We start from the raw sequence: 22,515 nt of genomic DNA on the forward strand, positions 1-22,515 counted from the left end.
TCAGGCCTCGGCGGCGGCGTCGGCCTCGGCCTCGGCCTTGTCCGACTTCTTGGCCTTCGGGGTGATGGCGACGCCGGTGGTGGCGTCCTCGAAGCCGGCGACGGCCTTGGCGAACAGGTGCGAGAAGTCCTCGACCTTCGGCTCGGCGACCTTCAGCGGCGCCGGAGCCGGCAGGCCCTTGAACTTCTGCCAGTCGCCGGTCAGCTTCAGGATGGCGAGCACCGGCTCGGTCGGCTGGGCGCCGACGGACAGCCAGTACTGGGCGCGGTCGCTGTCGACCTCGATCTTCGAGGGGTTGTAGGTCGGCTGGTAGATGCCGATCTCCTCGATCGCGCGGCCGTCACGCTTGGTGCGGGAGTCGGCGACGACGATGCGGTAGTGCGGGGAGCGAATCTTGCCGAGACGCTTCAGCTTGATCTTGACTGCCACGGGAGTGGATTCTCCTGGTGTTGACGTGGGTGAGCGGGCTCGCCAGCGCGTGGGGTTGCGCGGCGGACCGTTCAAGGGACACGCCAGCCGTAGGAGAGAGGGGTCCTGCTCGGCTGCCGAGTACTCAGCTGTCCATTCTGCCACATCGGCGAGAACCGCCTGTACGCGGGCCGGGCGCCCGGTCAGGGCTCGACCGGGAGCCCCCGCTCCCGGTCCGGCCCGAAGACATCACCACTGTCCTGCTGCACCGCTCACTTCCGCAGTGCTCACTTCACCGCAGTGCGGCTCGCTGCCGCACTCCGGCATTCCGGCCGGACCGCTGCCCGCACAGCAGCCCGCCGGGGCGTCGACCGCTCAGGCGATCTTGAACGGCTGCTGGCACGCACCGCAGACGATGGACGCCTGCGCGAGCACCGACGGAACGACCCGGACATTGCGCCCGCAGCCGCAGACCGCCTTGACCCGCACGCCGCCCCCGGAGGAGCCGTGCCGGGCCGCCGGGCCGCGGAAGGCGCGCGTCGCGCCGTCGCCGGCCACCGCCTCCTGGTGCGCCCCGAGGGCACGGTCCAGGCGCTCGATGGTGTCGGCGTACCGCTCCTGGGTCTCCTTGAGCATGGTCACCTGGGAGAAGCCGCTGCTCGCGTGCGGCTCGACCGGGTGCGCCAGGCCCAGCTCGGAAGCGAGCATCAGGAAGCGCCGGTTGTGGTAGCGGCCGGCCCGCGAGGTGTCCCGGATGTCCCGGGCCGCGGCCAGACCATGGGCAGCCTCGTGGAGGAGGCGCTCGAAACCGAGCCGCGTCCCACAGGCCGAGGAGGACTCCCCGATCAGCGCCTCGGGCGAGGCGAGGTCGGGAAGGTCCTGGTGGTAGGCCTGGATGTCGCTCCAGGCGGCGGCCAGTTCGGCCGCGAGAACGAGGGGCTGTGTCGTGCTCACGCTAGACCAACGATGGAGTGCGAGCCGATGTTCCGCATGTTCCCGTTCCCGGGGAATTCACAGGGAACTCCCAGGAATGCGAGGCCGCGCGCGAATTGCGCGTTCCGGATCTGACGCAAGACCAACCCCCTGCCGGTTTCGGCCCGTCGCAACGCCGACGGGCCTGGTGAATTCCGTCCGGGGGGCGGGCTGTCGCCACCCAGGACGTACGGCCCGTGGGCCTGCCGGATTGACAGGGCCACGGGCCGTACACCGTACCGCTATTCCGTTAATACCGGGAGTTGACCGGCCAGTAGGGATGTCCACCGCGCGGACACACCGGAACAGTTACCGGATTCTTACCCATCCGCATTCCGGGCAAATGTCGCCGCTGCCGGTCAATACCCGCGGAGGACGGACGTCCGGCGGACATCGAAGCGACATCCGCCGTCCACCGAACACCGTCCACCGAAGGCCATCCGCCGAAGGCCACCCACCGGACATCGAACACCGTCCGCCGAACGCCGTCTGCCGTCCGCCGGACACCGAACGGATGTCAGTACGCCCGGGCGACGATCGCGACGTTGCCTTCCTGGTCGTCCGTCTGCGGCACCGAACCGTCGGCGGCAACGATGCAGCGGACCGTGACGCCCTGCTCGGCCAGCTTGGCCTCGCCCTCCGCGCCGAGGTCGGCCCAGGAGATCCGGCCCCAGCCGGTCGCGGCGGCCTCGATGGCCTCGTCGATGGTCTTGACGTCGACCGTGCGGGACTCGCGGCGCTCGCGGGACTGGCGCAGCAGCAGCGCCTGGTCCTCCTCCAGCACGCCCGGGAGCAGCGTGGCCAGGGCGTCGATGGAGACCGGCTCCTTGCCGCCCGGGATGCGGCGGGCCAGCATCGCGGTGCCGTTCTCCAGGTCGCGCGGGCCGACCTCGATGCGCAGCGGGACGCCCTTGAGCTCCCAGTCGACGGCGCGGCGGCCGAACGGGGTGTCGGTGCGGTCGTCGACCACGACCCGGATGCCGGCGGCCTCCAGCTGGGCGCCGATCTCGCGGACCTTGGCGATGACCGCGTCGTCGCCCTTGATCGCGAGGACGACGGCCTGGACGGCGGCCAGGCGCGGGGGCACCCGCAGGCCGTTGTCGTCGCCGTGGGACATGATCAGGCCGCCGACCATGCGGGTCGAGACGCCCCAGGAGGTCTGCCAGACGTGCTCGCGCTCGGCGCCCTGCAGCTGGTAGGTGGTGTTGAACGCCTTGGCGAAGTTCTGGCCCAGCTCGTGGCTGGTGCCCATCTGGAGGGCCTTGCCGTCGCCCATCATGCCCTCGAGGGTGAGGGTGTTGATGGCGCCGGCGAAGCGCTCCTTGGCGGTCTTGCGGCCGAGCACGACGTCGATGCCGAGCACGTTGGTCATGAAGTCGCCGTAGACCTGGGTGTGGATCATCGACGCGTAGTCACGGGCGTCCTCGTAGGTGGCGTGGGCGGTGTGGCCCTCCTGCCAGAGGAACTCGGTGGTGCGCAGGAAGACGCGCGGACGCAGCTCCCAGCGGACCACGTTGGCCCACTGGTTGATCAGCAGCGGCAGGTCGCGGTGGCTCTGCACCCACTTCGAGAAGTACTCGTTGATGATCGTCTCGGAGGTCGGCCGGACGACGACCGGCTCCTCCAGCTGCTTGCCGCCGCCGTGGGTGACCACCGCGAGCTCGGGGGCGAAGCCCTCGACGTGCTCGGCCTCCTTGGTCAGGTAGGACTGCGGGATGAACATCGGGAAGTAGGCGTTCTGCGCGCCGGCCTTCTTGATCCGCGCGTCCATCTCCTGCTGCATCCGCTCCCACAGGCCGTAGCCGTACGGTCGGATGACCATGGTGCCGCGCACCGGACCGTTGTCGGCCAGCTCGGCCTTGTTGATGAGGTCCTGGTACCAGCGCGGGAAGTCTTCCGCCTGAGGGGTGAGAACGGGTGCCTTAGCCATGGGGCGAATGGTACGGGGCCCGGGGCCCCGGTTTCGAATCGGTATCACCGGACGGGGGCGCACCACCGTGACACGCGCGCACCACCCTGCACCCCTCTGGACGCCGGGCCCGACCCGCTGTTCGCTGGTGTGGGGCGGGACTTTGGGGGAGCCGTAGCAGCACACCGAAGGACCGGATGGGAGGCCGCCATGGCTTCAGCGCGGACGACCGGCACGACCGCACGACCGACGGGCGCACGCCCGCACCACCCGCGGACCGGGGCGGCGCGCCCCACGCGGGCGCGCGACTGGGCGGAGATCCAGGAGCGCATGCTGGTGCCGCTCTACGAGGCGGTCTACGACCGGTTGGAGGTCGGCCCGGCGAGCAGCGTGCTGGGCCTGGGCTGCCGGTCCGGACTGGCCCTTCTGCTCGCGGTCGGCCGGGGCGCCCAGGTCGCCGGTCAGGAGCCGCGGGACGAGCTGCGCGAGCTGGCCCGCGCCCGTCGGCTGCGGGTGTGCGCGGGGGCCCGGACACCATCCGCCGTCCCCCACCCGGCCCATTCGCTGGTGACGGTTTTCGAGCAGTTGCCCGGCGCCGCCGAGCCCGGCCCGGTGGTGGCCGAGGCCGCCCGGCTCACCCTCCCGGGCGGGCACGTGGTGCTGGCCGCCTGGGGGCCGCCGGAGCGCTGCGAGAGCGCCCCGGTGCTGGACGTGGCCCGGCGGATGGCGGGTCGGACCACCGCGCGCGACCCGTTCGAGCTGAGCGCGCCCGGCGCCCTGGAGGACCTGCTCGCCCCGGCCGGGCTGCGTCCGGCCGGCAGCGGCCGGGTGAGCTGCCCGTTCGCCTACGCCGACCTCGACAGCGCGGTGCGAGGGCTGCTCTCCACCGGCCTGTTCGAGCCGGCCGAGGAGTTCTCCGGCGCCTCGCTGGTGGCCAAGGAGCTGGAGGAGGTGCTCCAGCCGTACCTGCGCGCGGACGGCTCGGTGCGGATGGAGAACCTGTTCCGCTACCTGGTCGCCGAGCGGCCGCGCTAGGCAGAGCGGGGATCGCCGGGCAGAGCGGGGACAGGGACGGGGCAAGAGGCGGGGCAGGAGGCAGGGAAAGGGACGGGGAAAGGGACCGGGAAACACGAAATCGGGGGCGCCCGCCACCATGGCGCACGCCCCCGATTCCCGGCTTCACGCCCGGTCGATCGACTTCCCGTCGGACCCATCGGACCCATCGGAGCCATCGGAGCCGTCGGAGCCACCGGCCCCGTCAGAGCCGCCGGCCCCACCGGACCCCTCGGCCCCTCCGGAGCCCTCCGCCGACGCCCCCCGCGGCACTCCCGCCGCCCGGTACGCCTCCGCCTCGTCCAGCGTCTCCGCCTCCAGCAGCGCAGCCGCCAGCGCGTCCAGCCGGTGCCGCTGCTCGGTCAGGATCCGCAGCGCGTCGTCGTAGCACTCGGAGACGATCCGCCGGGCCTCCTCGTCCACCGCGTCCAGGGTGGTCGGCGCGGCGGAGAGCCCGTACGCGCCCTGCGGGTCGGAGGGCACGGCGGTGAGCCGGCCGACCCGCTCGCTCATCCCCCAGCGCCCGGCCATCCCGCGGGCGATGTTGGTGACCTGCTCCAGGTCGCTCTCCGCGCCGGTGGTGATCACCCCGTAGACCACCTGCTCGGCCGCCATGCCGCCGAGCGCGCCGATGATCCGGCCGCGCAGGTAGGGCTCGGTGTACGAGTAGCGGTCGTCCTCCGGGGTGGAGAGGGTGACGCCGAGCGCCCGGCCGCGCGGCACGATGGTGATCTTGCGGACCGGGTCCGCGCCGGGCTGGAGCATGCCCAGCAGCGCGTGCCCGCTCTCGTGGTACGCCGTCCGCTCGCGCTCCTCCTGCGGCATCACCAGCGGCCGCACCGCACCGAGCTGGACCTTCTCCAGGGCGTCCGAGAGGTCCCGCTCGTTGACCGCGTCCTGCTTGCGCTTGACGGCCAGCAGCGCGGCCTCGTTGACCAGGTTGGCGAGCTCGGCGCCGGTCATCCCCGGCGTGACCTTGGCCAGCCGGCTGAGGTCGGTGCCGCCGGCCAGCGGGACGCTGCGGCTGTGGATGCGCAGGATCGCCGCCCGGCCCTCCCGGTCGGGCGGGCTGACGGTGATCCGCCGGTCGAAGCGGCCGGGGCGCAGCAGCGCCGGGTCGAGCACGTCCGCCCGGTTGGTCGCGGCGATCACGATGACGCCCTCGGAGCCGGTGAAGCCGTCCATCTCGGTGAGGATCTGGTTGAGCGTCTGCTCGCGCTCGTCGTGCCCGCCCATGCCGCCGCCGGCGCCGCGCTGGCGGCCGATGGTGTCGATCTCGTCGATGAAGATGATCGCCGGGGCGACCTTGCGGGCCTCGGCGAACAGCTCGCGGACCCGGCTGGCGCCGACGCCGACGATCATCTCGATGAACTCGGAGGCGGAGGCGGAGAAGAATGGCACGTTCGCCTCGCCGGCCACCGCCCGGGCCAGCAGGGTCTTGCCGGTTCCGGGCGGGCCGCTCAGCAGCACGCCGCGCGGCATCTTGGCACCGAGCCTGCGGTACCGCTCGGGGTTCTTCAAGTAGTCGACGACCTCCGTGAGTTCGGCCTCGACCTCGTCGATGCCGGCCACGTCGGCGAAGGTGGTGCGCTTGCCCTGCTCGGCGGTGACCGGCTTGGGCGGGGCCTTGCGGCCGAGCGGTCCGCCGCCGAGTCCGCCGGCCATCCGGCGGGCGAGCATCACCCAGATGAAGATCAGCAGCAGCATCGGGGCGAGCGAGAGCAGCAGGTTGGTGAGGAAGCTGCGCTGCTGGACCGGCGAGGTGGCGGTGACCTCGACGCCCTTCTGCTGCAGGGTGCTCCAGAGGTTGTCGCCCGCGAAGGAGGGCCGTTGGGTGTCGAACTCGGTGTAGTCGCCCTTGCCGCCGTCCGGCTTGGGCTGGGCGGTCTTGAGGGTGCCCTCGATCGCGTCGCCCTTGGCGTAGATCTTGGTGATGTTGCCCTTGTTCAGCTGGTTGTTGAACTCGGTGTACGAGATCGTGGTGGACCCGGCGGGGCCGAAGAAGGACAACAGCAGGTCGGAGATCAGGAACACCACGAGGGCGGTGAGGGCGAGCCCCACCCAGCCGCCGGGCATCCGGCGCTTGGGCGGCGGGGGCGGGGCGCCCTCCGAGCGCCAGGGCTGGTCGGGAGTCTGACGTGGCGGCACGGGTTCGGTCACCCATCGGACAATACGGACAGGTGCTCGGGCGAGCCAATCGCAACGCCGCGCCCGAGCCGCCGTACGGCCGCGCCGGCCGCTCCCACCAGCGGTTATGCCGTCGTGCCCGGCCACTCCTCGGCGGTCAGCGCGAACCGCTCGTGGTCGCGCCAGTCCCCCTGGAGGAACAGCATCCGCGGGGAGAAGCCCTCGTGCCGGAAGCCCAGCCGCTTGGCCATCGCGATCGAGCGCTCGTTGTCCGGCTGGACGTTGATCTCCAGCCGGTGCAGGCCCAGCCCGTCGGACGACCGCGGGGCGAAGCAGCGGTCCAGGACCAGCCGCATGCCCTCGGTCATCCGCCCGGTGCCGTTGAACGGCAGGTACGAGTCGTAGCCCAGCGTGGCGTTGCAGAACCGGCTCATCACGATGTTGGCGACGTTCACCTTGCCGACCAGTCCGCCGGTCTCCCGGTCGAGGATCAGGAAGGTCCGCAGCCCGGAGCCCTGGCGCTTCAGCAGGTCGGGCAGTCCGTCCGGCTCGACCGGGTTCCACCGGCCGATGTGTTCGGCGGACCGCCGGACCGCGTCGGCGTAAACGGCCGTGTCCTCGGCCCTCGGGGCCCTGATCATCACTCGCATGACCCCATCATCGGACACGCGATCGGCCCGCCGCCCGGAAACACCGGACGACGGGCCGATCAGAGTCGATCAGAGTCGATCAAGGACTACAGCATGTCCTTGAACTCCTTGGGCAGCTCGAAGTCGGCCGGGCCCTTGCCCGCGCCGAGGCCGAACGCGCCGCCGTCCGCCGGACCCTGGCCGGCGCCCGGGCCGAGCGCGCGGCGCTCGGCGGCCGCGGCCTCCTCCTGCGCGCGCTTCAGCGGGTTGCCGCTCTTGCGCTTGCCCTTGGCCTGCGGGGCCTTCTTGCCGGACTTCTTCGCGCCGCCGCCCATGCCGGGGATGCCCGGCATGCCCGGCATCCCCTTGCCGGAGGCCATCGCGGACATCATCTTGCGGGCCTCGAAGAACCGCTCGACCAGGTTCTTCACCTCGCCGACCTGGACGCCGGAGCCCTTGGCGATGCGGGCCCGGCGGGAGCCGTTGATCAGCTCCGGCTCGGCGCGCTCGGCCGGGGTCATCGACTTGATGATCGCGCCGACCCGGTTGACGTCCTTGTCGTCGATGTTGTTGATCTGGTCCCGGATCTGGCCCATGCCCGGCAGCATGCCGAGCAGCTTGGAGATCGAGCCCATCTTCTGGACCTGCTCCAGCTGGGACAGGAAGTCGTCCAGGGTGAACTGCTTCGGGCCGCCGCGCAGCTTGGCGGCGATCTTCTCCGCCTCGGCCTGCGAGAAGGTCTGCTCGGCCTTCTCGATCAGCGAGAGGACGTCACCCATGCCGAGGATGCGCGAGGCCATCCGGTCCGGGTGGAAGGCGTCGAAGTCGTCGACCTTCTCGCCGTTGGAGGCGAACATGATCTGCCGGCCGGTGACGTGCGCGACCGACAGGGCGGCACCGCCGCGGGCGTCGCCGTCGAGCTTGGAGAGCACCACGCCGGTGAAGTCGACGCCGTCGAGGAAGGCCTGCGCGGTGGTGACCGCGTCCTGGCCGATCATCGCGTCGACGACGAACAGGACCTCGTCCGGGTTCACCGCGGCGCGGATGTCGGCGGCCTGCTGCATCAGCTCGGCGTCGATGCCCAGGCGGCCGGCGGTGTCGACGATGACGACGTCGTACTGCTTCTGCTTGGCGTACTCGATCGAGTCCTTGGCCACCTGCACCGGGTCGCCGACGCCGTTGCCCGGCTGCGGGCCGTAGAAGGCCACGTCGGCGCGCTCGGCGACCACCTGGAGCTGGTTGACCGCGTTGGGGCGCTGGAGGTCGCAGGCGACCAGCAGCGGGGTGTGCTTCTGCTTCTTCAGCCAGTGGCCGAGCTTGCCCGCGAGGGTGGTCTTACCGGCACCCTGGAGACCGGCGAGCATGATCACCGTCGGGCCGCTCTTGGCGAACCGCACCCGGCGGGTCTCGCCGCCGAGGATCGCGATGAGCTCCTCGTTGACGATCTTGATGATCTGCTGCGCCGGGTTCAGCGCGCCGGAGACCTCGGCACCGAGCGCCCGCTCCTTGACCTGCTTGATGAAGGCCCGGACGACCGGCAGCGCGACGTCCGCCTCCAGCAGCGCGATGCGGATCTCGCGGGCGGTGGCGTCGATGTCCGCCTCGCTCAGGCGGCCCTTGCCCCGGAGGTTCTTGAACGTCGCTGCGAGGCGATCGGAAAGGGTGTCGAACACGTCGTCGCGGGTCCTCTACGGCATCGGTATCGGTACGGTCGTCGCCCCCCAGGGTATCCGGCCGCCCCGGGTACGGTCTCCACCCCCGGTCGGAACGCCCGCCCGCACCCCGGCCGACCTCGCCGTCCGGCCTCCCCCCGACCTTCCCCTGCGGGGCCCGCCACGCCACGCCGAGCGCTCAGCCCAGCGCGGCCCGGACCGCCGCCGCCGCCTCGCCGGCCCGCCGGGCGGTCAGCGGCCGGCCGTCCCCGTCGGTCAGGTAGAACGAGTCGACGGCCTCCGCGCCCAGCGTGGAGACGTGCGCGGTGCGCACCCGCACACCCGCCCCGTCCAGTGCCCGGCCGATCCGGTGCAGCAGCCCGGGGGCGTCGTGCGCGCGGACCTCCAGCACGGTCGCGGTCGCCGAGGCCACCGCGGGCGCCACCGCGACCAGCGGCGGTGGGGTGGGGATGCCCCGGCGGCGCGGGGCCGCGGCGTCCCGCTCGGCGAGCCGGCGGGCGACGTCCAGCGAGCCGTCCAGTGCCCGGCGCAGGTCGGCCCGCAGCCGGGCCGCCTCCGGCAGCTCGCCGTACTGGGCCGCCACCCGCCAGGACAGCAGCAGCACCGGCCCTGCGCCCACCGGGTCCAGCTCGCGCAGCCCGGCCGAGCGGACGGCCAGCCGGTGCAGCGCGAGCACCCCGGCGGCGGTGCCGAGCAGCCCGGGACGGTCCGGGACCGCCAGGTCCAGCTCGACGCCCATCGGCTCGGCGCCCGGCGCCGCCCCCTCGGACCGGGCCCGCAGCGACAGCGCGGGCTGCCCCGTCCTGGCGGCCTCCACCACGAGCCGCTCCTGCTCGGCGGTCGGCGCCGGCTCCACCGGCGGGGCGCCCGCCCCGGCCAGCCGGTCCGCCACCCGGGCCACCAGGCCGTCCACCAGCGAGGCCCGCCAGGCGCTCCACGCGACGGGGCCGGTGGCCAGCGCGTCCGCCTCGGTGAGCGCGCGCAACAGCTCCAGCTCGGCCCGGGTGGTGACCACCTTGGTGATCGCCTCGACGGTCGCCGGGTCGTCCGGGTCGCGCCGGGTCGCGGTGTCCACCAGGGTCAGGTGGTGGCGGACCAGCACCGCCAGCGTCTCGGTGTCCTCGGGGCCGAAGCCCATCCGGGGGCCGAGGTCGCGGACGATCACCTCGCCGGCCTCGCAGTGGTCCCCCGGCCAGCCCTTGCCGATGTCGTGCAGCAGCGCGGCGACCAGCAGCAGGTCCGGCCGGGCCACCCGGCGGGTCATCGCGGCGGCCCGCACCGCCGTCTCCACCAGGTGCCGGTCCACCGTCCAGCGGTGCACGGCGTTGCGCTGCGGACGGCAGCGCACCCGCTCCCAGTCCGGCAGCAGCCGCCGGACCAGCCCCTCCGCCTCCAGCGCCTCCCACACCGGGACGGCCGCCTCCCCCGCGCCCAGCAGGGTGACCAGCTGCTCGCGCGCCTCGTCCGGCCAGGGCACCGGCAGCGGGCGGCACTCGGCGGCCAGCCGGCGCACCGTGGCGTACGAGACGGTCAGCCCGTTCTGCGCGGCGGCGGCCGCGGCGCGCAGCGGCAGCACCGGGTCGGCGGCCGGCCGGGCGCCCTGGGCGAGTACCGCCTCGCCGTCCTGCTCGACCACGCCCTCGGCGAGCGGACGCCGCTCGACCGCGCCCCGGGCCCGCCCTCCGGCGCCGTGGACCTGCCCTCCGGCGCCGCGGCCGGGGCCGACGAACGGGATGCCCGGACGGCGCACCCGCCGACCGCGGCCGGCGCGGGCCGCCAGCACCCGGTCCACCGCCCGCCAGGTGACGTCGCCCGCGTACGCGATGGTGCGGGCCGCCTCGTAGACCCGGCGCAGCAGGGTGTCGGCGTCCAGCACCCCGAGCCGCTCGGCGACCTGGTCCTGGTCCTGGAGGCTCAGCCGGTCGGTGGCCCGGCCGGTGGCCAGGTGCAGGGCGTCGCGCACGTCGGCCAGCCACAGTGCGGCGGCGTCCAGGCCGTCCCGGGGCGCGTCGGCGAGCCAGGTGGCGGCGATCGCGTCCAGCACCACGACGTCGCGCAGGCCGCCGCGGGCCTCCTTGAGGTCGGGTTCCAGCAGGAAGGCCAGCTCACCCTGCCGTTCGGCCCGCGCGCGGGCCAGCTCGCGCAGCTCGGGCAGGCGTGCGGGGGCGCTCGCGCGCCAGTCGGTGAGCACCGCGGAGCGCAGCGCGTCGGTGAGCGCCCGGTCCCCGGCGAGGTGGCGGGCGTCCAGCAGACCGAGCTGGGCCTTGAGGTCGGCGGCGGCGACCGAGCGGGCCTCGGCCACCGTGCGCACCGCGTGGTCGAGCCGGGCGCCCGCGTCCCAGACCGGGTACCAGATCCGCTCGGGCAGCTCCCGGGCGATCGGGCCGGAGTGCAGCAGCAGGACGTCCAGGTCGCTGCGCGGGGAGAGCTCGCCGCGCCCGTACCCGCCGACCGCGACCAGCGCGACGCCGGGCGGGGCGCCGGCGGCGGCGAGCAGCCCGGCCAGCCAGTCGTCGGTGAGCCGGGCGAGCGCCCGCCGGCGGGGGCGGCCGACCGGCCCGGGGCCGGCGAGCAGCGCGGCCCGGGCGGCGGCGTGCCCCGCCGGGTCACAGGGGTCGGAGGGGCTGGTCTCGGTGGTCATGCGCGGAGTCCCGTCCGTCGTGCTGGTGGACCGTCGCACCGGTGAGCCCCGTACCGCCGCTCCGACCCGAGGACGAGCCGTTCGACCGGCCGGGGGACGCCGGTGCGCCGTCGGGCGGACCCTCCCCTGGCGAAGGGCCCGCCGGTGCGCGGTCGGGCTACAGGGCGTCCGGCCCGCGCTCGCCGGTGCGGACCCGTACGGCGGTGTCGACCGGGACGCTCCACACCTTGCCGTCGCCGATCTTCCCGGTCCTGGCGGCGTTCACCAGGACCTCGATCAGGTCCTCGGCGTCCTCGTCCTCGGTCAGGACCTCGATCCTGACCTTCGGTACCAGGTCCACGGTGTACTCGGCCCCCCGGTACACCTCGGTGTGGCCGCGCTGGCGGCCGTAGCCGCTGGCCTCGGTGACGGTCAGGCCGTGCACCCCGAAGGCCTGCAGGGCGGCCTTCACCTCGTCCAGTCGGTACGGCTTGATCACGGCGGTGATGAGCTTCATCGGGCGTCGACCTCGGTCTTCTTCTCGGCGGACTTCGCCGCGGGCTCCGGGTCGGGCTCCGCGGCGGCGGACCGTTCGGCGACGGGCTTCGCGGCAGCGACGGCCAGGCCCGGCAGGGCCCGGGCCAGGCCCGCCCCCACGGCGCTGAAATCGTAGGCGGACTCGGCGTGTTCGGCCCGGTCGATGCCGGCCACCTCGACGTCCGCGGCGACCCGGAAGCCGATCAGCCGGTCCACCGCCTTGGCCAGCAGCCAGGACAGCACGAAGGAGTACGCCGCGACCACCGCCACGCCCATCGCCTGCTTGCCGAGCTGCCCGATCCCGCCCCCGTAGAACAGGCCCTTGACGCCCTGGCCGACCCCGCCGGTGGCGAACAGGCCGACCAGCAGCGAACCGACCGCGCCGCCGACCGCGTGCACGCCCACCACGTCGAGCGAGTCGTCGAAGCCCCAGCGGTACTTCAGCGAGACGGCGGCGCAGCAGACCGCGCCCGCGACCAGCCCGATCGCCACCGCCCCGAGCGGGCTGACCGAGCCGCAGGCCGGGGTGATCGCGACCAGCCCGGCCACCGCTCCGGAGGCGGCACCCAACGTGGTGAACGCGCCGTGCCTGAACCTCTCGTAGACCAGCCAGCCGACCAGCGCCGCGCCGGTGGCGACCTGGGTGTTGACCATCGCCATCGCGGCGACGCCGTTGGCGGCCAGCGCCGAGCCCGCGTTGAAGCCGAACCAGCCGAACCAGAGCAGTCCGGAGCCGAGCATCACCAGCGGCAGGCTGTGCGGGCGCATCGGGTCCTTCCGGAAGCCGATCCGCTTGCCCAGCACCAGACAGAGGGCGAGCCCGGCGACGCCCGCGTTGATGTGCACGGCGGTCCCGCCGGCGAAGTCGATCACGCCGTTGCGGTCTCCCAGCCAGCCGCCGTGGCCGCCGTCGAAGAAGAACACCCAGTGCGCGACCGGGAAGTAGACGACGGTCACCCAGAGCGCGATGAACAGCCCCCAGGCGGCGAATCTCGCCCGGTCCGCCACGGCGCCGCTGATCAGCGCCGGGGTGATGACCGCGAACATCAGCTGGAAGAGCGCGAAGGCGGTGACCGGGATGGAGCCGGCCAGCTGGTCGAGGCCGAGGCCGCGCATCCCGAGGTGGTCCAGGTTTCCGATCAGACCGGCGAAGGAGTCGGACCCGAAGCTGAGCGAGTAGCCGTAGAGGACCCACAGCACGCTGACGATGCCGAGCGAGAGGAAGCTCATCGCCAGCATGTTCAGCGTGCTCTTGGCCCTGACCATCCCCCCGTAGAAGAAGGCCAGCCCCGGGGTCATCAGCATGACCAGGGCGGCACTGATGAGTACGAAGGCGGTGTCGCCCGCACTGAAGCCGTCCGGCATCGGCGTCTCCTCTGCGTCCAGGCCGATCCGCACCCGGGGATCCGTCCCGTGGTGCCACCCGGGGCGTCGGCGTCGGGACGAGCGTGTCGAAGGCGGGTTTCGGCCGGTGTGGCCGGTTGTTTCACCGCCGTGACACGTGCGACGCGCGGGTTACGGCTGCGTGAACCGCGGCCCCGCCCGGCCTGAACCACCGCCCGCCCGGCCCGAACCGCCACGCGGACGGCCGCACCGCCGGACTCCGGACATGCCACCGACCGTGGCGGCGGCGGCCGCCACGGTCGGTGGAGCTTCCCTCGGAAGGCCCTCGGCGGGACCGGTCAGACCACCGAGACGAACTCCGGGATGTCCTGGACCACCCGCTCCTTGAGCCGGCTCACCGCGTCCACGCCCTTGAACCGGGCCGCCGCGGCCTCCGTGGTCTTGCGCACCCGGGAGTTCAGCCGCTCCGAGCGCACCTTGGTGGCGATGTCCACCGCCTGCTCGGCCATCACCGCCGCCTGCTCGGCCTCCTTCTGCAGCAGGTGGACGCTGGCCATGCCGATCAGGTTGAAGGCGTACGAGCGCACGTGGTCGGCGTCCTGGCGGAACAGGTCGACCGCGGTCTCCATCACCGGCGCGGACATCGAGGCGTAGAGCTCGGCGTTGTCCGAGTGGTACGCGAGGTCGCGGAAGGAGTGCGCGTTCTCGGCGTTCAGCTCGGCCGGCGAGAAGAACTTCAGCCAGTCCGGGTCCTGGTCCCCCTCGCGGATGTCGGTGAAGGTGTCCTCGGCCAGCCGGACCGCCCGGGCGCAGCGGTTGACCTCGCCGATGGTGGCGTAGGCGCGCGCCTCCATCGCGTACAGCAGGGACTGCTGGCGCGCGGTGGCGGTGTCGCGGCTGCCGTACTGGGCCAGGTGGATGAGCTCCAGGGCGTCCTCGCCCCGGTTGAGGTGGATCATCTGGCGGCTCATGTCGGTGAGGATCAACGCCCCGAACGGGCGGTCGCCCGCCTCCTTGGCCGCGTGCAGGGCGAGCACGTAGTACTTCTGCGCGCTCGGGTGCATCCCGACGTCGTACGACATCCACCCGGCCAGGTGGGCGAGTTCGGCGGTGAGCCGGAACAGCCGCTTGGTGGTGTCCTCGCTGTACGTCTCCTGGAGCAGGTCGGTGACCTCGTGCAGCTGGCCGACGACGGCCTTGCGGCGCAGCCCGCCGCCGTTCTGCGCGTCCCACTGCCGGAACATGACCGTGGTCTGCTCCAGCAGTTCGAGCTCGGGTTCGGAGAGCCGGCCGGTGAACGCCTCGCCGCCGTTGGCAGCGGTGAGGATCGGGGTGGGGACGCCGGTCGGGCCGGGAGTGAGCCAGCGCTGCATCGGCTCGATCAGCGCGGCACCCGCGGTCAGCGCCAGCGAGGTGCCGAGGAAGCCCCGGCGGTTGAGCATGAGGTCGCTGCGGGAGTAGTCGCTGATCAGCTGGACGGTCTGCGGACCGCTCCACGGCAGGTCGACGCCGCCGCCCACGGTCGAGACCGGGATCGCTGCGCGCAGGCCGAGGTCCTCGATCGAGACCACCGAGCCGAACCGCTCGGAGAAGAGTTCCGACATGATCTTGGGGATCGGCTCGCGGGGCTGCTCTCCGTCGAGCCAGCGGCGCACCCGCGAGGTGTCGGTGGACACGTGGTGGGCGCCGATCTGCCGGGCCCGGCGGTTGACCTGGCGGGCCAACTCGCCCTTGGACCAGCCACTGCGGGCGAACCACGTGGTCAGCTTCTCATTCGGTTGCTTCTCTGCCATGGGTAACGTCCCCATCCCGCCCGGCCCCTAGCGGGGCCCCCGATCGTGACCGCCCGACGGTTGCGGGCTCTTGCCAGACGTGCCGTGCCTGAGGCGCTGCCGTGCCGCGGCACCGCCGTACCGCGAAGCCCTCGCACTGGTGTGCCATCGTCGCGGACGATCCGTCAGGTCCCCGACTCCCGCGCCTCGGCGGCCCGGAACAGACTCCTCGACGACATCCGCACGCTGAACGTAATGCCCCACGACGAGTCCGCGGGAGCGGCCCTGGCGAAACGCCACCTTTCGCCACCCCCAGGAGTGAACCGAAGCCCAGGGGCACACGCTTCACTTAGGGAGTCCCAACGGCCCGGCATATGCGGGCCGCCAAGTCCGCCGAAGCACCCCGGAGGACCCGGCGGACACCGCAATCCACCGCAGCCACAGGTGAGTTCACCGTTCACTCGGGACGGCGACAGCCCCACGCACACGACGATCCGGCATCGGCGCCGCCCCCACAAGGCGGCGCCCGAGGCACACCGGCGGAACAGGCGCACACCACGCGCTGCGCGCCGCCACCGCACTACGCACCACACAGCTGACAATCGACACACAGTCACCGTCCCGTAACCATCGGCAACGAGAACCTGTTGGGGGAGGCATGGACAACCTGTTCGGCGAACTTCGACTGGGGCACCTGCGGCTGGCACCGCTGGGCGCGCGCCGCCGCACCAAGGTCACCGCGTCCCAGGCCGCCGCGGAGTACACCGGCCGCTGGGGCTGGGCGGTCGTCACCGGCGACCCGGCCACCGGCACCCCGGTCACCGGCGCCACCGCCCCGACCCGCTGTCCCTGCGGCTCCCCCCGCTGCGCCGCCCCCGGCCTGCACCCCGCGCCGGGCGGCGGCGGCCGGGCCCGCGCCCCCCGCGCCGAGGGCTCGGTGCTCTTCCCCACCGGCCGCGCCTTCGACGTCCTGGACGTCCCCGAGCAGGCCGGCCTCCAGGCCCTGGTCCGGCTGGAGCGGATGGGCACCCAGGTGGGCCCGGTGCTCGCCGCCCCCACCGGCCGGCTCCAGTTCCTGGTCGCCGCCGGCACCGCCCGGCGCCTGCCCGACCTGCTGTACCGGATGGGCTGGGACGACGCCGCGCTCGACCTGACCTGCCACGGCGAGGGCAGCTACGTCGCCGCCCCGCCCACCGTCCTCGACGGCCTCGGCCCGGTCCGCTGGCTACGCCGCCCCACCCGCGACAACGCGGGCTGCCCGCCGGAGGCCCGACTGCTGCTCGGCACCCTCGCCTACGCCTGCCACCGCAGCCGCGAGCGCACCGCCGAGCCGGCCTGGATGGCCTCCTGACCCGCCGCCCCGGCATGCGGAAGGGCCCGCCCCCGAGGAGGGAGCGGGCCCTTCGTGCGCCCTGGGGTACGTACCGTCGCACGTACGGGGAGGGCGTCAGTCCCCGATCAGCGCGTCCACGAACGCGCCCGGCTCGAACGGAGCCAGGTCGTCCGCGCCCTCGCCCAGGCCGATCAGCTTGACCGGCACGCCCAGCTCGCGCTGGACCGCGACCACGATGCCGCCCTTGGCGGTGCCGTCCAGCTTGGTCAGCACGATGCCGGTGATGTCGACCACCTCGGCGAACACCCGGGCCTGGACCAGGCCGTTCTGGCCGGTGGTGGCGTCCAGCACCAGCAGCACCTCGTCCACCGGGCCGTGCTTCTCGACGACCCGCTTGACCTTGCCCAGCTCGTCCATCAGGCCGGTCTTGGTGTGCAGGCGGCCGGCGGTGTCGATCAGCACGGTGTCGACGCCCTCGGCGATGCCCTCCTTGACCGCGTCGAACGCGATCGAGGCCGGGTCCCCGCCCTCCGGGCCGCGCACGGTGCGCGCACCCACCCGCTCGCCCCAGGTCTGGAGCTGGTCGGCGGCGGCGGCACGGAAGGTGTCGGCGGCGCCGAGCACCACCCTGCGGCCGTCGGCGACCAGGACGCGGGCCAGCTTGCCGGTGGTGGTGGTCTTGCCGACGCCGTTGACGCCGACCACCAGGACCACCGCCGGGCCCTCCTCGTGCCTGGTGGAGCGGACGGTGCGGTCGGCGTCCTTGCCGATCAGCTCGACCAGCTCCTCGCGCAGCAGCGCGCGCAGCTCGTCGGGGGTACGGGTGCCGAGCACCTTCACCCGGGTGCGCAGCCGCTCGACCAGCTCCTGGGTCGGGGTGACACCGACGTCGGCGGTGAGCAGCGTGTCCTCGATCTCCTCCCAGGTGTCCTCGTCCAGATGCTCCCGGGAGAGCAGCGAGAGCAGACCCTTGCCGAGCGAGTTCTGCGAACGGGAGAGCCGCGAGCGCAGCCGGACCAGCCGGCCGGCGGTGGGCTCGGGGACCTCGACGGCGGGCGCCGCCTCGGCCTCGACGGGCACGACCTCGACGGCCTCGGGAGCCTCGGGGGCCTCGGCGGCCTCCGGCTCCGCCGGGAGTTCCACCTCCTCGACGGTGCGGCGGGGCGCCTCGGTCGGCGGCGCGGACTCCTCGCCGACCTGGGGTTCCTGCGGGGTGGGCTTCGGCGCCGTGATGACCGGCGCCTGCGACTTCGGGGGCAGCTGCTGGCGTCGTCTGCCGGAAACGACGAGGCCCGCGATCGCACCGATGGCGATCACGGCGATGACTACGGCAAGAATCACGTATTCCATAACCGCTCCAGTATCCGCGACCGGGGGCCGGATGGACCGCAGCCGACCCACACCGATGCGGTGCGCACTACACCGATGCGGTGCGTACCGCCCGCGGCCGCCGCTCCCGGTGCTCTTCGCGCAGCCGCTGGCTGATCACCCGGGAGATGCCGTCGCCCTTCATCGTCACGCCGTAGAGGGCGTCGGCCGACTCCATGGTGAGCTTCTGGTGGGTGATGACGATCAGCTGGGAGCTCTCCCGCAGCTCCTCCATGATCCCGATCAGCCGGCGCAGGTTGGTCTCGTCCAGCGCCGCCTCCACCTCGTCCATCACGTAGAACGGGCTGGGCCGGGCCTTGAAGATCGCCACCAGCAGCGCCACCGCGGTCAACGAGCGCTCGCCGCCGGAGAGCAGCGACAGCCGCTTGACCTTCTTGCCCGGCGGGCGGGCCTCCACCTCGACCCCGGTGCCGAGCATGTCGTCCGGGTCGGTCAGCACCAGCCGGCCCTCGCCGCCCGGGAAGAGCCGGGCGAAGACGCCCTCGAACTGGGCGGCGGTGTCGTGGTACGCCGAGGTGAACAGCTGCTCGACCCGCTGGTCCACGTCCCGGACGATGTCCATCAGGTCGCGCCGGCTGCGCTTGAGGTCGTCCAGCTGCTCGCCGAGGAAGCGGTGGCGCTCCTCCAGCGCGGTGAACTCCTCCAGCGCCAGCGGGTTGACCCTGCCGAGCTGCTGGTACGCCTTCTCGGCCGCCCGCAGCCGCTTCTCCTGCTCGGCACGGACGTACGGGTACGGCTCCCCCGGCTCCGTCCCGTCCTGCGGGGGCGACGGCGGGACGGGCTGGTCCGGCCCGTACGAGGCGAGCAGTTCGCCGCCGTCGATGCCGAACTCCTCCAGCGCGCGCGCCTCCAGCTGCTCGATCCGCAGCCGCTTCTCGGCCCGCAGCACCTCGTCCCGGTGCCCGGCGTCGACGAGCTTGTCCAGCTCCTCCTTGAGCCCGCGGCCGTGCTCCCGGTGCTCGCGCAGCTCCTGCTCGCGCTCGGTGCGCGCCTGTTCGACGGCCGCGCGCCCGGCGTCCGCGCGGGCCAGCGACACCTCCAGGCAGGCCAGCAGCTGCCGGGCGCCCGCCGCGACGGCGTTCGCCACCGAGGCGTCGTGCTCGGCGCGCCGGCGGCGCTCGGCGGCCCGGGCGCGCGCCTCGCGCTCGGCGCGGGCGGCCCGGTCCAACTGGTCGGCCCGGCCCGTCAGGGCGCGGACCCGCTCCTCGTGGGTGCGCACGGCGAGCCGGGCCTCCAGCTCGGCCTGCCGGGCGTCGCTCGCGGCCTCGGCCAGCCGCTGCTGTTCGGCGGCGTCCGGCTCGTCCTCCCCCGCCCGGGCCGACTCCTCGGCGGCGGCCAGGCGCCGCGCCAGTTCCTCGGCGCCGTCCAGCAGCTCGGTCAGCCCCTGCTCGGCCCGTGCGGCCGCGGCCGACAGCCGCTCGGCCTCCCCGGCGGCGGCGCGGGCCTGCCCGCCGAGCCGGCCGAGCGCCCCGGCGACCTGGGCCCGGTCCTTCTCCGCCTGCCGCCGCCGCTCGGCCAGTTGCTCCACCTCGGCGGCCGACTCCCGTCGCTGCTCGGTGAGTTCGGCGAGGCGCTCGGCCGACTCGGCGCAGCGGGCGGTGAGTTCACCGATCGCCCGGGCCGCCTCGTCCACCGCCGCCTGGGTCTCCAGCAGGCTGGGCGCACCGCCGGACCCGCCCTGGGCGAAGCCGGCGTCGAGCAGGTCCCCGTCGGCGGTGACGGCGCGGATTCCGGGCCGCGAGGCGACCAGCCGCAGCGCCTGGTCCAGGTCCTCGACCACCGCCACCGCGGCCAGCGGCCGCCGGACCGCACCGAGCAACTCGGCCGGGCCGTCCACCAGTTCGGCCGCCCAGCGGGAACCGGCGGGCAACTCCCCCGCCGCCTCCGCCACTTCGGCGGCACCGGCGATCAGTAGCGCGGCCCGGCCGGCGTCCTCGGCCCGCAGCAGCCGCAGCGCCCCGGCGGCGGCGGACGGCGAGTCGACGGCCACCGCGTCGGCCACCGCACCGAGCGCCGCGGCGAGCGGCACCTCGTACCCCGGCTCGATCCGCAGCAGCGCGGCCGCCGGGCCGAGCAGCCCGCCCAGCCGCTCCCCCGCCTCCAGCAGCGCCCCGGTGCCGTCCTTGCGGCGCAGCCCGAGGGAGAGCGCCTCGTGCCGCGCGGTCAGCCCGGCCCGCTCGCGCTCGGCGGCGCCGGCCGTCTCCCGGGCCGCGGCCAGTTCCGCCTCCACGGCGGCCAGCCGCTCGCGCGCCCGCCGGTACCGGGCCTCGGCCTGTTCGTCCTCCCCGGCGAGGCCGTCCACCTGCTGCTGGAGTTCGTCCAGTTCGCCCTGGGCCGCCTCGGCGCGCAGCAGCGCCTCGTCCCTGGCCTCGGTGAGCCGGCCGATCTCGGCCTGCGCCGCGGCGGCCTTGGACCGGGCGGCGGCGGCCTGCCCCTGCAGCCGGGCCAGGCCCTCCCGGCGGTCGGCGATGGCCCGGGCGGCGTCCCGCAGCCGGCGCTCCTCGGCGGCCAGGTCCCGTTCCAGTCCGCCCTTGCGCTCGACGGCCTCGGCCAGCGCGTACCGGGTCTCCTCCAGCGCCTCGGTCAGCGCGGCCTCCTGCTCGCGGACCTGCTCGGCCTCCCGCTCCAGTTCCTCGGGATCGCGCCCGCGCCGTTCCTCGCCCCGGCCCCCTGCGACGGCGTGCCGGGCCCGGGCCTCGGCCAGCCCGACGGTGCCGCGGGTGCGCTCGGCCAGCGCGGAGAGCCGGTACCAGGTCTGCCGGGCGGTCTCCAGGCCGGGGCCGAGCTGCTGGACCTGCGCCTCCAGGACGCGCTCGCGCTGCACCGCTCGGGCCAGTTCCTGCTCGACGGTGGTGCGGCGCAGCCGCAGCGCCAGTTCGTCCGCGACCTCGGCCTCGACGGCCCGGCGCAGCACGCCGAGGTCGTCGGCGAGCAGCCGCAGCCGGGCGTCGCGCAGGTCGGCCTGGATGCCGGCGGCCCGGCGGGCGATCCGGGCCTGTCGGCCGAGCGGTCCGAGCTGGCGGCGCAGTTCGGCCACCAGGTCCTGGACCCGGTTGAGGTTGGCCTGCATCGCGTCCAGCTTCCGCAGCGCCTTCTCCTTGCGCTTGCGGTGCTTGAGGATGCCGGCCGCCTCCTCGATGAAGGCGCGTCGGCCCATCGGGTCGGCGTGCAGGACGGAGTCCAGCTGCCCCTGGCCGACGATGACATGCATCTCGCGGCCGATGCCGGAGTCGGAGAGCAGTTCCTGGATGTCCAGCAGGCGGCAGGTCTCGCCGTTGAGCGCGTACTCGCTGCCGCCGTTGCGGAACATGGTCCGGGTGATGGTCACCTCGGAGTAGTCGATCGGCAGGGCACCGTCGACGTTGTCGATGGTGAGGCTGACCTCGGCGCGGCCGAGCGGGGCGCGCCCGCTGGTCCCGGCGAAGATGACGTCCTCCATCTTGCCGCCGCGCAGCGACTTGGCCCCCTGCTCGCCCATCACCCAGGACAGCGCGTCGACCACGTTCGACTTCCCCGAGCCGTTCGGCCCGACGACGCAGGTGATGCCCGGCTCGAAGCGCAGGGTGGTGCTGGAGGCGAAGGACTTGAACCCGCGCAGCGTCAGACTCTTCAGGTGCACGCGGCCGGTCTCCTCAATCGCTCACGACGGGAACCGACTGTATCCGGAGCCGGACACGACGAAGGGACGCCACATCCGGGCGTCCCTTGCAAGCTGCGTCCCTTTCGGGGCGGCTCAGTGCACAGCGGCGTCGATCTGCGAGGACCGGGCGGGACTCAGGTGAGAGCCGGCTCCCGCTGATCCAGATCGATGCTGTTGAGCAGCGAGTGCTCGTCAGCGACAGCGGTCAGAGCGTCGTTCTCAGCCTGCATCCGAAGGAGCTCGGCTTCAAGATCCTGGACGCGCTGCTGAAGCCGTCGCATCTCGGAGAGCATTCGCGGGTCGGGGCCGCCGACGTACCCGAGAAGCGCCTTTGCCATGATGAATGGTCCTCCACGCTGAGTGACCGAACCGGAACGGTCCAGGTCTAGGGGGAAGGGGGACGCACGCGCGGCGCGTCACCGGAAGTGCTGGCTGGGCACTACGGCACAACACCGTGAGCTGGGCTCACGAGGGTATGCGCCTGCCGGGAGAACGCGGTCGTGTGCGCGGGCTTCCAGCGTCTCACCAAAGACGGAAAGGGTCAACACGATCACCGCACGCTACCGCGCCCCTGTCACCTGCCCGGCGGAGTCGTCACGCCTGGGGGCCTCGGGCCCGGTCCACCCCGTGCTCGTGGATCATCGTTCGATGCGGAGTCAACCACGAGTCTGCCCAGATGGCAACCTCGTGACACCGCCAGTTCCGGATCTTTTCGCGGAAGCCCGCTTGCGGACCGAGCGGCGAGCCGCGCGCCGGGCCGCCGCAGGGCGGGCCCGGGGCGGCTCAGCGGATCTCGAAGCCCTCGTAACCGGGGCCGACGGCCGTCCAGATCTCGGTGACCCCGCTGACGTTCCCCGGGGTCCCCGGGCCGCGCAGTCTGGCCAGCAGCTGCTCGCAGTCGGCCGCGAGCCCCTCGGCCACCACCTGCACCCGGCCGTCGCCGAGGTTGCCGGCGTAGCCGGTCAGGCCGATCTCCAGCGCCCGCGCCCTGGTCCACCAGCGGAACCCGACCTGCTGGACCTTCCCCCGGACCCAGGCGGTCACCCGGACCGGTTCCTCACTGTGGGCGTCACGACCGTGCATGCCCCGACCCTAGCCTCCCGCGCGCG

16 protein-coding genes are annotated in these 22,515 nt (G+C 73.6%); 2 read left to right on the plus strand and 14 right to left on the minus strand.

Features of this window, described 5'->3' with window-relative positions; all coding sequences use genetic code 11:
- The 3 genes from rpsP to proS form a co-directional block, all read right to left on the minus strand.
- Positions 1-429 carry a 30S ribosomal protein S16 gene (gene rpsP / locus ACGF13_RS37240; protein ID WP_097236094.1) on the minus strand — a complete coding sequence of 143 codons (429 nt, stop codon included), beginning with the start codon at positions 427-429 and terminating at the stop codon, positions 1-3.
- A 354-nt stretch (positions 430-783) separates the two neighbouring features.
- On the minus strand, positions 784-1,362 hold the full coding sequence (locus tag ACGF13_RS37245) for a hypothetical protein (RefSeq protein ID WP_359822362.1): 579 nt from the start codon (positions 1,360-1,362) through the stop codon (positions 784-786).
- A gap of 535 nt (positions 1,363-1,897) precedes the next feature.
- Complete coding sequence (gene proS, locus ACGF13_RS37250; protein WP_392883805.1) at positions 1,898-3,310, minus strand: proline--tRNA ligase; 1,413 nt, start codon at positions 3,308-3,310, stop codon at positions 1,898-1,900.
- Between the two features lie 189 nt (positions 3,311-3,499).
- Here proS and ACGF13_RS37255 point away from each other — a divergent pair, with 189 nt between their 5' ends.
- On the plus strand, positions 3,500-4,324 hold the full coding sequence (locus ACGF13_RS37255) for an SAM-dependent methyltransferase (protein ID WP_392883806.1): 825 nt from the start codon (positions 3,500-3,502) through the stop codon (positions 4,322-4,324).
- A gap of 144 nt (positions 4,325-4,468) precedes the next feature.
- Here ACGF13_RS37255 and ftsH read toward each other — a convergent pair whose 3' ends face one another.
- The 7 genes from ftsH to ACGF13_RS37290 form a co-directional block, all read right to left on the minus strand.
- Positions 4,469-6,502: an ATP-dependent zinc metalloprotease FtsH gene (gene ftsH / locus ACGF13_RS37260; protein WP_392883807.1), complete on the minus strand. Its 2,034-nt coding sequence runs from the start codon at positions 6,500-6,502 to the stop codon at positions 4,469-4,471.
- 92 nt (positions 6,503-6,594) lie between these two features.
- A complete protein-coding gene (locus ACGF13_RS37265) occupies positions 6,595-7,119 on the minus strand; it encodes a GNAT family N-acetyltransferase (RefSeq protein ID WP_392883808.1) in 525 nt (174 codons plus the stop codon).
- 86 nt (positions 7,120-7,205) lie between these two features.
- Complete coding sequence (ffh, locus tag ACGF13_RS37270; protein ID WP_392883810.1) at positions 7,206-8,771, minus strand: signal recognition particle protein; 1,566 nt, start codon at positions 8,769-8,771, stop codon at positions 7,206-7,208.
- A gap of 178 nt (positions 8,772-8,949) precedes the next feature.
- Positions 8,950-11,412: a [protein-PII] uridylyltransferase gene (locus ACGF13_RS37275; RefSeq protein ID WP_392883812.1), complete on the minus strand. Its 2,463-nt coding sequence runs from the start codon at positions 11,410-11,412 to the stop codon at positions 8,950-8,952.
- Positions 11,413-11,569: 157 nt separating this feature from the next.
- Positions 11,570-11,908 (minus strand): P-II family nitrogen regulator, encoded by a 339-nt coding sequence (locus tag ACGF13_RS37280; RefSeq protein ID WP_392883814.1) that lies wholly within the window; start codon positions 11,906-11,908, stop codon positions 11,570-11,572.
- Entirely contained in the window at positions 11,905-13,293 is a 1,389-nt protein-coding gene (locus ACGF13_RS37285; protein WP_392883815.1) for an ammonium transporter, read from the minus strand. Before ACGF13_RS37285 ends, ACGF13_RS37280 begins: the two co-directional genes overlap by 4 nt.
- A 317-nt stretch (positions 13,294-13,610) precedes the next feature.
- Positions 13,611-15,065, minus strand: a complete 1,455-nt coding sequence (locus tag ACGF13_RS37290; protein WP_392883817.1) for a hypothetical protein — start codon at positions 15,063-15,065, stop codon at positions 13,611-13,613.
- 637 nt (positions 15,066-15,702) lie between these two features.
- Between ACGF13_RS37290 and ACGF13_RS37295 the strand changes: the two genes are divergently transcribed.
- Positions 15,703-16,395 carry a bifunctional DNA primase/polymerase gene (locus tag ACGF13_RS37295; protein WP_392883818.1) on the plus strand — a complete coding sequence of 231 codons (693 nt, stop codon included), beginning with the start codon at positions 15,703-15,705 and terminating at the stop codon, positions 16,393-16,395.
- A gap of 96 nt (positions 16,396-16,491) precedes the next feature.
- On the opposite strand, the gene ftsY is transcribed toward ACGF13_RS37295, so the two are convergent.
- The 4 genes from ftsY to ACGF13_RS37315 all read right to left on the minus strand — a co-directional run bounded on the left by ftsY (position 16,492) and on the right by ACGF13_RS37315 (position 22,489).
- Positions 16,492-17,727, minus strand: coding sequence for a signal recognition particle-docking protein FtsY (gene ftsY / locus ACGF13_RS37300; protein ID WP_392883820.1), 1,236 nt, complete (start codon positions 17,725-17,727; stop codon positions 16,492-16,494).
- A gap of 67 nt (positions 17,728-17,794) precedes the next feature.
- Positions 17,795-21,385, minus strand: a complete 3,591-nt coding sequence (gene smc, locus ACGF13_RS37305; protein WP_392883821.1) for a chromosome segregation protein SMC — start codon at positions 21,383-21,385, stop codon at positions 17,795-17,797.
- A 155-nt stretch (positions 21,386-21,540) separates the two neighbouring features.
- A complete protein-coding gene (locus ACGF13_RS37310; protein ID WP_045702518.1) occupies positions 21,541-21,744 on the minus strand; it encodes a hypothetical protein in 204 nt (67 codons plus the stop codon).
- Positions 21,745-22,189: 445 nt separating this feature from the next.
- On the minus strand, positions 22,190-22,489 hold the full coding sequence (locus tag ACGF13_RS37315; protein WP_359900575.1) for an acylphosphatase: 300 nt from the start codon (positions 22,487-22,489) through the stop codon (positions 22,190-22,192).
- Positions 22,490-22,515: the final 26 nt, after the last annotated feature.

Source organism: Kitasatospora sp. NPDC048286 (assembly GCF_043201735.1).
In the GTDB taxonomy this organism is placed as follows: domain Bacteria; phylum Actinomycetota; class Actinomycetes; order Streptomycetales; family Streptomycetaceae; genus Kitasatospora.

Coding starts and splice junctions, on each gene's coding strand:
- proS (WP_392883805.1), bottom strand. CDS start 3,310: ATGGCTAAGGCACCCGTTCTCACCCCTCAGGCGGAAGACTTCCCGCGC.
- ACGF13_RS37255 (WP_392883806.1), top strand. CDS start 3,500: ATGGCTTCAGCGCGGACGACCGGCACGACCGCACGACCGACGGGCGCA.
- ACGF13_RS37265 (WP_392883808.1), bottom strand. CDS start 7,119: ATGCGAGTGATGATCAGGGCCCCGAGGGCCGAGGACACGGCCGTTTAC.
- ACGF13_RS37275 (WP_392883812.1), bottom strand. CDS start 11,412: ATGACCACCGAGACCAGCCCCTCCGACCCCTGTGACCCGGCGGGGCAC.
- ACGF13_RS37280 (WP_392883814.1), bottom strand. CDS start 11,908: ATGAAGCTCATCACCGCCGTGATCAAGCCGTACCGACTGGACGAGGTG.
- ACGF13_RS37285 (WP_392883815.1), bottom strand. CDS start 13,293: ATGCCGGACGGCTTCAGTGCGGGCGACACCGCCTTCGTACTCATCAGT.
- ACGF13_RS37290 (WP_392883817.1), bottom strand. CDS start 15,065: ATGGCAGAGAAGCAACCGAATGAGAAGCTGACCACGTGGTTCGCCCGC.
- ACGF13_RS37295 (WP_392883818.1), top strand. CDS start 15,703: ATGGACAACCTGTTCGGCGAACTTCGACTGGGGCACCTGCGGCTGGCA.
- ftsY (WP_392883820.1), bottom strand. CDS start 17,727: ATGGAATACGTGATTCTTGCCGTAGTCATCGCCGTGATCGCCATCGGT.
- ACGF13_RS37310 (WP_045702518.1), bottom strand. CDS start 21,744: ATGGCAAAGGCGCTTCTCGGGTACGTCGGCGGCCCCGACCCGCGAATG.
- ACGF13_RS37315 (WP_359900575.1), bottom strand. CDS start 22,489: ATGCACGGTCGTGACGCCCACAGTGAGGAACCGGTCCGGGTGACCGCC.